General features: G+C 73.3%; 7 protein-coding genes. All 7 read right to left on the bottom strand.

The genetic code is table 11. The features are described 5' to 3' along the window. Complete coding sequence (locus OP18_RS31550) at nt 1-960, bottom strand: threonine ammonia-lyase (RefSeq protein WP_033362754.1); 960 nt, start codon at nt 958-960, stop codon at nt 1-3. Between the two features lie 75 nt (nt 961-1,035). Beyond that, nucleotides 1,036-2,001, bottom strand: a complete 966-nt coding sequence (locus tag OP18_RS31545; protein WP_052387617.1) for a TAXI family TRAP transporter solute-binding subunit — start codon at nt 1,999-2,001, stop codon at nt 1,036-1,038. Then, nucleotides 1,998-2,414, bottom strand: coding sequence for a roadblock/LC7 domain-containing protein (locus tag OP18_RS31540; RefSeq protein ID WP_052387627.1), 417 nt, complete (start codon nt 2,412-2,414; stop codon nt 1,998-2,000). The genes OP18_RS31545 and OP18_RS31540 overlap by 4 nt, the downstream gene beginning before the upstream one ends. 5 nt (nt 2,415-2,419) lie before the next feature. Next, the gene (locus OP18_RS31535; protein ID WP_245635591.1) at nt 2,420-5,200 is read right to left on the bottom strand and encodes a sensor histidine kinase; all 2,781 of its coding nucleotides are present in this window, start codon (nt 5,198-5,200) and stop codon (nt 2,420-2,422) included. 203 nt (nt 5,201-5,403) lie between these two features. Further along, on the bottom strand, nt 5,404-5,781 hold the full coding sequence (locus OP18_RS53340) for a hypothetical protein (RefSeq protein ID WP_052387615.1): 378 nt from the start codon (nt 5,779-5,781) through the stop codon (nt 5,404-5,406). A gap of 72 nt (nt 5,782-5,853) precedes the next feature. Beyond that, nucleotides 5,854-11,589 (bottom strand): pullulanase-type alpha-1,6-glucosidase, encoded by a 5,736-nt coding sequence (pulA, locus tag OP18_RS31525; RefSeq protein WP_081971275.1) that lies wholly within the window; start codon nt 11,587-11,589, stop codon nt 5,854-5,856. A 77-nt stretch (nt 11,590-11,666) separates the two neighbouring features. Beyond that, nucleotides 11,667-12,128 (bottom strand): MarR family winged helix-turn-helix transcriptional regulator, encoded by a 462-nt coding sequence (locus tag OP18_RS31520; protein ID WP_033362753.1) that lies wholly within the window; start codon nt 12,126-12,128, stop codon nt 11,667-11,669. Nucleotides 12,129-12,190 lie beyond the last annotated feature (62 nt).

Genomic DNA, 12,190 nt, shown 5'->3' with positions numbered 1-12,190 from the left:
TCAGGTGGTGAAGAGGGTGGCGGCCAGGCGGGGGTCGATGTTGCCGCCGCTGACGACGGCGACGGTGCGGCCCGCGGGGAGCTCGTCGCGGTGGTGCAGGACGGCGGCGGTGGCGGCGGCGCCGCTGGGTTCGGCGATGAGGCGGCCGCGGCGGGCGAGGACCTTGACCGCGTCGAGGATCTCGTCCTCGGCGACGGTGACGATCGCGTCGAGATGGGCGCTCAGGTGCGCGAGGGTCAGCTCCGACAGCGGGGTGCGCAGGCCGTCGGCGACCGTGCTGAGCATCCGCTGCTCGGGCCAGATGCGCACGACCCCGGCGGCGAGGCTCTCGGCGGCGTCGGCGGCGACGGCCGGTTCGACGCCGATCACGGCGACGTGCGGGGCGAGGGCCTTGACGGCGGTCGCGACGCCGGAAGAGAGGCCGCCGCCGCCGACGGGGACGACGACGACGTCGACGTTGGAGAGGTCCTCGAAGATCTCCAGGCCGACGGTGCCCTGGCCGGCGATGATGTCGGGGTGGTCGTACGGCGGGATGAGGGTCATGCCGCGTTCGGCGACGAGCTGCTTGGCGACGGTCTCGCGCTCGGCCTGCGGCACGAGGATGACCTCGGCGCCGTAGCCGCGGGTGGCCTCGATCTTCAGCGGGGTGGACACGTCGGGCATGACGACGGCGACGGGGACGCCGAGGGCGCGGCCGGCGTAGGCGAGGGCCTGGCCGTGGTTGCCGGAGGAGTGCGTGACCACGCCGGCGCGGCGCTGGTCGAGGTCGAGGCGGTGCAGGGCGTTCGTGGCGCCGCGGAGCTTGAAGGCGCCGATCGGCTGGAGGCTTTCGGGTTTCAGCCAGAGCTCGTCGGCCCAGGGACACGGCAGCAGCGGGGTGCGGACCACGAGCCCGGAGATCCGCGCGGCGGCGTCGCGGATGTCGTCCAGGCGGACAAGGTCCTGTGCGGTGGCGGTCACGAGGTCATCTTGACAGCCCACGGGCTTGATCACCCTTCTCGCATCGGCTGAATGAGAGATCCATAACGTCAGTTGTCAGCCGCCGCTGTAGAACCTCGCGGCGCCCGGGTGCAGGGGCACCGGGTCGGTGCCGGATGCGCCCTCCTTGTCGTAGTTGGCGCCTTCCGGGTGTACGCGGCTGAGCTCGACCTGGTGCTCGAACAGGATCTTCGTCAGGTCGTACGCGAGCTGCTCGGGCATGTCCGGGGAGACCAGCACCAGGTTGCCGATCACGATCGTGTCGATGTCGGTCGGGGTCTGGTAGGCGGACCTGGGCAGCTTGCCGCTGCCGTAGACCGCGCCGTGCCGGGAGGTGAGCGCCCGGTAGACCTCGCCGAGCGGCAGCAGGGAGTACTGCCCGGGCGCGCTGGCCAGCAGGTCGGCGATGCCGGGTGTGGGCAGGCCGCCGGTGAAGATGAGCGCGTCGAGGGTGCCGGCCTGCATGCCCTTGGTCGTCTCGGGCAGCGACAGCCGCTCCCGGACGATGTCGGTGTCCGGGTTGAGGCCGCCGGCGGCGAGCAGCCGGCCCGCGAACACGTCGGCGCCGGAGCCGGCCGAGCCGGTGGAGACCCGTTTGCCGCGCAGGTCGGCGAACTTGGTGATGCGCGCGCTGTTGCGCACGACGACCTGGGCGTAGCTGCGGTACACCTTGGCCAGGGCGACGACCTTCCGCGGTCCGCCGTCGAAGGCGCCCTTGCCGGCGACGGCGTCGGCGGCGGTGTCGGCGATGCTGAACGCGACGTCCATGTCGCCGGTCGCGACGCGCTGGATGTTCTCGCCGGAGGCGCCGGTCGCCTCGGCGCGCGCCTCGTAGCCGGGCACGTACTTGGTGATCAGGTCGGCGTAGCCGCCGCCGATCTGGTAGTACACGCCGGTGGTGTTGCCGGTGGCGATGTAGATCCGCCCGCCGTGCCACAGGCCGGCGCCGGCCCGGGGTGGTGCCGTGGCGCCGCAGCCCGCGAGCACGGCCACGACCGCCAGTACGAGCGCGAGCCGCCTCACCGCAGCATCGCATCCCGCGGCAGGGGGTCGAGCGCGTCGGCGACCCGGTGGACGAGCATGGCGGTCTCGTAGCCGACCTGGCCGAGGTCGCAGCCGGGCGCGGCGAGGACGCCGAGCAGCGCGCGGTCGCCGACCGCCATGACGATCATGACGCCGCCGTCCATGTCGACGATGGTCTGGCGCACCTGGCCCGCCTGCATGACGCGGGCGGCGCCGAAGGTGAGGCTGGCCAGGCCGCTGATCACGGCGGAGAGCTGGTCGGCCTGGTCCACCGGCAGGTCGGCGGAGCAGGCCAGGCGCAGCCCGTCGCCGGAGACGGTGATCGCGTGCGCGACATCGGGGACCTGCCGGGCGAAGCTCGCCATCAGCCAGTCGAGCTGGCCCGCGCCGGTCGGGTTCTGAGCGTCTTGCATCGCGATCACTGGTCCTTCTGTCCTGGGGTGGTGCTGTTCCTGCGGCGCGCGGCGGCCGACACGCCCTCCGCGAACGCGGACAACCGGGACCGGACGGTCTCGGGGTCGACCGCGGTGCTGCGGGTGGGCGGTGGCTGCGGTTCGGTGGCTCCGGGTGCGAGCTGCGCTCCGGGGCGGCGGCGGGGTAGGTCGCCCTCGGTCATCGCGGCACCTCCGGCACTGGACAGGACCCCGGACCGTGGCGGCCAGGCGCCGGGGGCAGGCGGAAGGAGCGCGGCGGAGGCGGGTGGCTGTGGGGTCTCGCCACCGCTGAGGTACGGGCGGAACCAGGGTGCTGGCGGCCCGGACGACGCCGGCGGCCCAGGAACAGCCGGCGGCGCGGAAAACGTCGAAGGCGGCGAAGCGGACGACGCCGGACGGGTCAACGGCGCCGGACGGGTCGACGGCGCGGGACGTGCCGGCGGCGCGGGGGCGGGCGGCGCCGGCGGCGGCGGGACGAACGCGGACGACGCCGCGGCCGGCGCGGGCACGGCCGGCTGCGGCACGCGGGGCCGTCCGAGCGGCGCACCGACCGTCGACGGCACGACCACCGGCGGCGGCCCGGGCCGCGGCGAGGCGGACACCGGCACGGCCGAGATCGGCGCCGACGACACCGGCGCGGCGGAGACGGGCACCCCGGAAACCGGCGCCGACGAAACGGGGGCGGAGGACACCGGGGCGGCGGCCAGCGAGGTCACCGGCGCGGAGGTCACGGTCGACGGCGGCAGCGCGCTGACCCGCTCCAGGGCCCGGTGCGGCAGCGCCACGTACGCGACGGTCCCGGTGCCGGTGGCGTGCAGCTCGACCCGGATCCGGTGCCGGGCGGCGAGGTGCGACACCACGTGCAGCCCCATCGTGCCGGCTGCGGCGCTGCTCAGCGTCGTCGGCGTGGCGAGCCGCGAGTTGATCTCGGCGAGCCGCCGGGGTGCGATGCCGATCCCGCTGTCGTGGACCCGGATGATCGCGCCGTCGACGGTCGGCCGGGCGTCGACGCGGACCTGCTGCGTCGGCGGGGAGAAGGCGGTGGCGTTCTCCAGCAGCTCGGCCAGCAGGTGGACGAGGTCACCGACGACCGGCCCGGCGATCGCCAGGTCGGCGGGCTGGACCTCGACGCGCTGGAAGTCCTCGATCTCGGAGGCGGCGGCGGTGATGACGGCGCCGATACCGACGGCCTGGGTCGCCGGCCGGCCCGGCTCGCCGCCGGAGAGGACCAGCAGGTTCTCGCCGTTGCGGCGCAGGCGGGCCGCGATGTGGTCGAGCGCGAAGAGGCGGGCCAGGACGTCGGGGTCGGTCTCGTCGCGTTCGAACTCGTCCAGCAGGCGCAGCTGCCGGGTGATGAGGGTACGGATGCGGCGGGCGAGGACCTCGGCCATGCGTGACACGTCGACGCGCAGCTCGGCCTGTTCGCCGGCGAGCCGCAGCGCGGTGCGGTGGACGGTGGCGAAGGCGTCGGCGACCTGGCCGATCTCGTCGTTGGTGGCGGCGATGCTGCGGGTGGCGGCCGCGGCGGCGGTGCCGGTCGGCATCGCCGCGCCGGTGGTCACGGAGTGGATGACGTCGGGCAGTTCCTGCCGGGCGACGGTGAGGGCGGCGGCGCGCAGGCGGCGCAGCCGGCGAGCGGTCCGCACGGCGAGGGTGATCGCGATGGCGAGCGCGGCGAGCCCGATGAGGGCGGTGCCGATGATGGTGGCCCAGGCGCGCCGCTGCGCGGTGACGGCGATCTGCTCGGCCCGCCCGTCGAGCCGGTCGGACAGGTCGAGGCTGACGGTGTTGAGCCGGCGGATGAAGCCGGACTGCGCGACGAACCAGGTGTCGGCGTCGACCTTCAGCCCTTCCGGTTCCTTCTCGGCGTTGCGGGCGGCGGCGCTGAGCTTTTCGGCCCGGTCGACGTCCATGCCGCGGATCTCGTCGTCGTACACGGTGCGCCCGGCGAGCGTCGCGGCCCGCTGGAACTCCGCGAGCCGCTGGTCGCGGGCGCCGCGCAGCTCCGACATGGCGCCGAGGTCGCCGGGGTCGACGGCGCCCCGGGAGAACACGGCGCGCAGCAGGTCACGTTCGAGGGCGGCGAAGTGCTCGATTGCGCCGACGGACGCGACCGCGCGGGCGGCGTTGGCCAGCTCGATGTCGGCGATCTGCGCCGGCACGGCGTCGGCGATGGCGAGCAGGGCCTCGGCGAGCGGCCGGTACACGGGGTCGGTCATGAGCGTGACCGCCGGGTTGGTGTCGGCGGCCTCGCGGGTGGCGCCGAGCCGGCTGTAGATGTCGCTGACGGCGCGGACGGCGAGCTCGAGGGCGGGTACGGCCTTCACGGCGGCGCGGCTGTCGTTGAGGTAGCGGGCGGCGGCCGCGTCGGTGCGCTGCCGCTGGGCGACGACGAGGGAGACGCCGGACTTGCCGCCGCGCTGCCGCAGCGCGGCGGTCTCGGCGACCTCGCGTTCCAGCTCGTAGACGAAGCCGACGGCGCTGGTCGCGGTGGAGGCGAGGGTGCGGGCGCGCACCGCGTCCTGCGCGGCGGACGTGGCGGTCGTGGCCTGCGCGGTGCTGAGCACGGCAAGACCGATCATGGCCACGGCGATGGGGGCGAGCAGCTGGGTACGGACGGAGCGCAGGCGGCTGGGGCGGGCGGCGCCGCCGCGGCGGTGACCGGCGACCGACGTGTCAGGCGGGCCCGACCGCCGCTTGCCGCCGGCGCCGATCGCCCGGGGCGTGTCGGCTCCGGTTGTTCGGGGGGAGCTGTTGCCTGCCACCGTCATCCCCTACCTGTCACAGAGGACACGCGATGTCCGCACACGGATGCGGAGAGTGAAGACGAGCGTGCTCCCCCAGCCCACTGGAGCGGGAAAGGTTGTTAAGGAGCACGAAAGGGCACGCTACTGGAAGAGTGCTTCCCCGATAAGACTTCATTCGCCGAACGGCGCCCGGCACAAGCCAAACGGCCCGCGAAATGCGACTACGTGTGACGGCGCCGTCGCAGAACCAGCAAGGCGACGGTCGCGGCGATCACGATGACGACGCCGAGGCCGATCCACCCCGACGAGCGGCGGCTGGTCCTGGTCGTCTCCGCGGGGCCCGGCGTTGAGGTTGTCTTAACGTCCGGGCCGCCGGCCGGGGGCGGCGCCGCGGCCGAGCCGGACGGCGCGACGGACCGCCCGGACGGCTCGCGCAGCGACGGCAGGTCGTTGAGCGTCGGCAGCGTGGAGGGCGGCGCGCCGGGCTCGATGACGGCCGGCGGCCCGGGCAGCGGCGGCCCGGGCGGCGGCGACGGTTTGCCGCTCGCGCCGGTGAGCAGCGCGACGAGCAGCACCCCCGCGACAGTGAACGCCTTCACACCGGACGAAACGGCACCGACCGCCCGTTCCTGAGAACTTCTGGGCGGCCGGTGCCGTCGGTGGTGCGGTGGCTACGCGGGCTGGACGAACACCGAGACGGTCCTGGCCGGGACGGTGAACGTGCCGCCGGCCGGGTCGAACGTCGCCTGCCGCGCCAGCGGGTCCGCCGAGGCGGCCTGGACGGGGTGCAGGACGAACCCGGCGCCCGCCAGACCGGCGACCGTCTGGGTGGCGGCCGCCGGGCCGGCGTTGAAGACCACGACGATCGTGCGGTAGCGCTGGTCGAGGCCGCGGGCATCCAACGTCATCGTGATCACGCCGGGCGTCGCCGACGGGCCCGACAGCGGGAACGCGACCCGCTGCTGGACCTGCGCGGCGGTGCCGAGGGCGAACACCGGCGAGCTCGCCCGGATCCGCAGCAGCTCCTGGAAGCGGGCCGCGGCGAGGTCGACCGCGGCGCAGTCCGGCACCAGGGCCGGGTCGGCCAGCAGCGGCCGCGCGTAGGGCCACTTGTCCTGGTTGTCGGCGGCGGGTGGCAGGCCGGCGCCGAAGCCGTTGCCCATCGTGCAGTCCCACCGGATCTGGTTGAACCAGTCGCCGGAGTTGAACGAGTTGCGGTCCAGCGACTTGGAGCGCAGCCGGTCGGAGCCGGTGGTGACGAACCCGGTCCCCTGCCCGAACACCGTCGTGGACAGCGCGAGCACCTGCAGCCTGGCCCGCTGCTCGGCGGTCGTGCCGGTCGGCAGCTTGTAGGCGAGGGCGTCGTACAGGATCTCGTTGTCGTGCGCGTCGACGTACGTGACCCCCTCGGCGGGCAGTCTCGTGTACCCGGCGGGTGAGCCGTTGTAGTCGACCTGCGCGCCGGTGACGTGCCGGCCGGTGGAGTCCACGAACTCGTAGGCGGCGAGGTTGCCGGTGAGCCCGACCTGGATCAGGTCCTGGTAGTGCAGCAGCCTGGCCCGCTGCTCCGCGGCGGTGCCGTTGGCCGGGTCGCCGTTCGGCGCGGTGTACAGGCCGGACGCGAAGCCCTGGATGCGCGGGTCGCCGTCGAACGTGCCGCCGCCGCGGACCGCGTCGCGGAGCCGGTCGTTGAAGGTGCCGATCCCGGTGCCGGCCATGTTGGCCTGGGTGGCCTGGACGAACCGGGCGTCGTTGGCGACCTCGCCGAAGTTCCAGCCCTCGCCGTAGATCAGGATCTTCTTGCCGTCGACGCCGTCCTTGCCGATGGTGAGCTGGTCGAGGGCGGCCCGCACGGCGAGGATGTTGGCCTTCGGGTGGTGGCCCATCAGGTCGAAGCGGAACCCGTCGACCTTGTACTGCTTGGCCCACAGCACCACCGAGTCCACGACGAGCTTGCCCATCATCGCGTTCTCCGGCGCGGTGTTGGCGCAGCAGGTCGAGTTGGCCACGGTGCCGTCGTCGAGGAGCCGGTGGTAGTAGCCGGGCACGATCTGGTCGAGGACCGAGTGCGGGTCGGTGCCGGCGGCGGTGGTGTGGTTGTAGACCACGTCCACGACGACCCGCAGCCCGGCGCCGTTGAGCCCGGCGACCATCTGGCGGAACTGGTTGATCCGCGCGGTGCCCTGCGGGTCGGTGGCGTAGGAGCCTTCCGGGGTCGAGTAGTGGAACGGGTCGTACCCCCAGTTGTAGCCGTCCCGCTCGGCGATCTGCGCGATGCACGCCTGCTGCTGGCTGGAGTCCGGCGGCAGCGTGGCCAGGTCGCACGGCGGCTGCTGCTGGTCGGCCCGCCGCTCGGGGATCGAGGAGATGTCGAAGACCGGCAGCAGGTGCACGTAGGACGTGCCGGCGCGGGCGAGGTCCCGCAGGTGGGTCATGCCCGCCGACTGCGCCTGCGTGAACGCGAGGTACGTGCCGCGCTGCTCCTGCGGCACCGTGGTGTCGGCGATGGAGAAGTCCCGGACGTGCAGCTCCTGGATCTGCGGCCGGGCCGGCGCCGGCGGCTTCCTCACCGCGGACCAGCCGGGTGGCTGCAGCGCGGCGTCGGACAGGTCGGCGATCTGGCTGTGGGTGGAGTCGGCGGCGAGCGACACCGAGTACGGGTCCGTCACCGACGCCGTCGTCACGCCCCGCACCGCGGGCTGCCAGGCGGTGACCCGGAAGCGGTAGTAGCGCCCCTTCCAGCCGCGGTCGCCGGTCGCCGTCCACACTCCGGTGTGCTCGTCGCGTTTCATCGGCTTCAGCACCGGCTGCGCGCCCGGGTCGTCGAACAGCTCCAGCGCGACGTTCTGCGCCGTCGGCGCCCACACGCTGACCGCGACCCGGCCACCCTCGAAGTGCGGCCCGAGCTTCGCGCCGACCGCGCCGACGTACAGGTCGTCGAGCGCCCCGGCGAGCTGCACGGCGCTGGCCTCGGTGACGGTGCCGGCGGCGTCGCGTTCGACCACGACGACCTGCCCGCGCAGCGCCGCGGCGATCGCCGCCCGGTCGCCGGTGACGTGGAACGCCTGGTAGGCCCACAGGTGCGGGTACTTCGCCCGCTGCGGCTCGGTCAGGCTGCCGGTCGCCCGCATCGGCAGCGCCGTCGCCGCCCCGACGACCTGCCCGTCGACGACGGACAGCCCGCCGGCGGGCGCGGACAGCAGCTCGTAGGTGTGCCCGTCGGTCGGCCCGGCCCGCCAGGCGACCGTGTCCCGGTCGACCCAGACCGCCTTGGCCTTGGTCAGGTCGGTGTCCGGGGTGCCCTGCGGCGGGACCGGCAGCAGGTACCGCTCCCGGCCGGAGAGGATCCACACCTCGTGGCCGACGGTGACGAGGTCGAGTGCCTGGTCGGCGGGCAGGTCCTTGGTGTCGCCGTTGTGCACGATGTAGTTGAGCGTCGTCGCGTTGTCGGCGAGCGGCACGCGGAACGTGGCGCCGAACGCGTCGGTGCCCTCCGGCGGCAGCGGGCTCGCCCACTGTGTCGGCGTCGCCGCGCCGGTCCACACGTGCAGGCCCCACCCGGCGTAGTCGCCGGCCGGGCGGCGGTAGTGCAGCACGGCGGTGTGCTCGGCGGCGGCCCGGGTCGGGTGGACGGTCGCCTCGCCGGAGCGGATCCACGCGGCACCCTGCCGGCCCGGCAGGACCGACTGGTCGACGCCCGGGTCCTTCACGTCGCCCTTGTGCACGATGAAGTTGACCGGTTTGCCGGGGTCGCTCACTGGTACGTGCCAGAACGCGCCGAACGCGTCGGTGCCGTCCGGCTGGCGGGGCGCGGTCCATTCGGTCGCCGTGCCGGGCGCCAGACCGTCGCCCCACAGGTGCAGGCCCCAGCCGGTGTAGTCGCCGTCGGGTCGCCCGTAGTGCACGGCGACGGTGCCGGTGGCCGCGGCCTGTGAGGTGTAGATGGTCGCGTCTCCTTGCTTGAGCCAGATCTCCGGCGTCTTCGTCGGGTCGAGCGAGCGGTCGACGGCGACGTCCTTCACCCCGCCCGAGTCGACCACGAGGAAGCCGACGTTCGTCGCTCCCGGTTTCAGCTTGACCCATGCGAAGCGCCCGTAGGAATCCTCGCCGGCGAACGGGGCACCGGCCGGCCACGTCATCGGGGTCTCGATGTCGCCCCACGCGTAGAGGCTCCACGGGTCGTAGCCGCCGGTCGGGCGCTGGTAGTGCACGACCGCGTAGTCGGGCGCCGCCGCGCTCGGCGGTGTGCCGACCTTCGCCGTGACCCTCGTCTCAGCGGCGCGGCCGGAGCCGTCCCGGACGACCGCCTTGTACTCCAGCGGCGTGCCGGCGGGCAGCCCGTCGAGGTCGTGGTAGACGGCGTACGGCGCGGCGGTGTCGGTGCCGAGCAGCTTCCACGGGCCGTCGCCGACCTTCGCGGCGAACGTGACGGTGGCCAGGGGGTCGCCGGTGACCTCGGCCCTGACCTCGGCGCGGGCCGGGACGCTCTGCCCGGCGGTGGGCGCGACCAGCGTGACGGTCGGTTTGCCGGCCGGCTTGGCGATCGCGCCGCGGGCCTTGAACACCACCGTGCTCAGCGGCGGGACGTCCAGCCGCAGCCGGCCGTCACCGGCGGACGCGGCGATGCCGCCGCCGGCCGGGTAGATCCGGTCGAACGTGGTGCTCGCCATGGCCGTCGGCACGGTGACGGTCTGCGTCGTGGTGGCGTTGTTCGTCGCGACCAGGTACTCGACGCGCTGCTTCGGGTCGATGCGGGAGAACGCGAACACGCCCGCGCCCTGCGCCGCGTACCGGGTCACCTGGATGCCCTGCTTGAGCGCCGGGTGCGCCTGCCGCAGCCTGGCCAGGTCGGCGATGGTGCGGTAGATGGGGTGGGTCTGGTCGTAGTGCGCGGTGGCGTGGGTCGTGTCGGTGCCGAGCAGGTCGTCGTCGAGGTAGTCCGGCGACACGCTCGGGAACATGTCCTGCCGGGCGTCCTTGTCGCCGCCGGCGCCGGTGAAGCCCTGCTCGTCGCCGGAGTAGACGACCGGCTGCCCGCGGGTCAGGAACATCAGCTCGTGGCCGAGCAGGTCGCGGCGCAGGTGGGTGGCGGGGTCGGTGCCGCCGCCGGCGACGAACATGCCGATGCGGCCCATGTCGTGGTTGCCCAGGAACGTCGGCAGGGTGCCGGCGCTGGTGCCGGCCGAGGTGTACAGGTCGTCCTTGGCGTACACGTTCGCCAGGCCGGCGGCGGAGCCGCCCCGCGCCACGTAGTCCGTCGCCGCCTGCTGGAACGGGAAGTCCAGGGTCGCCGGGAGCCGCCCCTTGCGCACGTAGACCGAGTCGAACTCGGGGTCGGCGTCGTACACCTCGCCGAACATGAAGAAGTCGGGCTTGGCGACCTTGTCGATGCCGTCGACGAACTGCGGCCAGAAGTCCAGGTTGACGTGCTTGGTGGTGTCGATGCGGTAGCCGTCGATGCCGGTGTCCCTGACCCAGTCGGCGTAGATCTTCGTCATGCCCCGGACCACCTCGGGACGCTCGGTCCACAGGTCGTCGAGGCCGAAGAAGTCGCCGTACTCGCTGTTCTCGCCGCTGAACGTGGAGTCGCCGCGGTTGTGGTACATGAGCGGGTCGTTGAGCCAGGCCGGCTTCTTGGCGGTCTTGTCCGCCTCGTTCGCGAACACCGGCGTGTAGGGGAACGACTGCGTGTTGACGGGCGGGAAGCCGTGCCGGCCGTCGGCGAAGGCCCGGTCGTCGAACTTGTTGCCGGCCGCGTCCTTGTACGGGTAGTCGGTCTTGTTCCGGTACGAGTACTGGTCCTGCGCGTACCGGATGACGTCGGCGGTGTGGTTGGTGATGACGTCGAGGTAGACCTTGATGCCGCGCCCGTGCGCCAGCCGGACCAGCCGCCGCAGGTCGTCCCGGGTGCCGAAGTGCGGGTCGATCTGGGTGAAGTCGGTCGTCCAGTACCCGTGGTAGCCGGCCGAGATGTCGGCGCCGCTGCCCTGCACGGGGCGGTTCTTCAGCACCGGCGCGAGCCAGATCGCGGTGGTGCCGAGCCCTTCGATGTAGTCGAGCCGGTCGATGACGCCCTTGAGGTCGCCGCCGTGGTAGAAGCCCTTGTCCGCCGGGTCGTAGCCGGTGCTGAGCCGGTCCCCCGGCAGGCCGCCGGTGTTGTTGGCCGGGTCGCCGTCGGCGAAGCGGTCCGGCAGCACGAAGTAGAACTGCTCGGCGTGCTGGGCGGTGCTGCCGGCGAGCAGGCTCGCGATCGACGGCTCGCCCTCCCACTGGGGTATGCCGCCGGCGTAACCGCTCGGCGCCTTCGCCTGGTCGGGCAGCGTGGGGACGCTCCCCGGCACCGCGGCGAGCACGGCCACGGCGAAGGCCGCGGCGGCAACAGTTTGCGTGAGTTTCAGACGCTTCATGGCGGGGCCTCATCATCTCGCGGCAGGCCGTGAACGTATCGACACACAATGATCGACACAAGGCTTGCCGGGATCGGTCAGTCCCGTCGCAGCGTCGCGGTGATGGCCTCGCTGATGGCGCGCAGCTGCTCGATCTGCTCCGGGGTCAGCGGGTCGAACAGGTGCGTGCGCACCGTCTCGACGTGCCCGGGCGCGGCGGCCTCGAGCGCGGCGAACCCGGCCTCGGTCAGGTCGGCGAACTGTCCCCGCTTGTCGTCGTCACAGTCGCGCCGGCGCACCCAGCCGCGGCCTTCGAGCTTGGTGACGGCGTGGCTGAGCCGGCTGCGGGAGGACCTGGTGAGGTCGGCGAGCTCACTCATCCGCCGGGTGCGCCCCGGCGACTCCGACAGCACGACGAGGATCTCGTAGTACGCGTGCGGCATGCCCGCGTCGTGTTGCAGCTCCCGGTCGAGCCGGTCGAGAAGCTGGGTCGCGGCGGTGTAGAAAGCACGCCAGGCACGTTGCTCGTCGGCGTCGAGCCAGCGGGTCGGTGGGCTCACGTCACTCCCTCCACGAGTGCGCGGCGCGCACCACGGCGTTGCGCGAAAAGTCTTACTGATCA

This window comes from Dactylosporangium aurantiacum, from assembly GCF_000716715.1.
Lineage (GTDB): Bacteria > Actinomycetota > Actinomycetes > Mycobacteriales > Micromonosporaceae > Dactylosporangium > Dactylosporangium aurantiacum.
The sequence above is the reverse complement of the archived record's forward strand: the minus strand, read 5'-3'. Positions and strand labels throughout refer to the sequence as shown.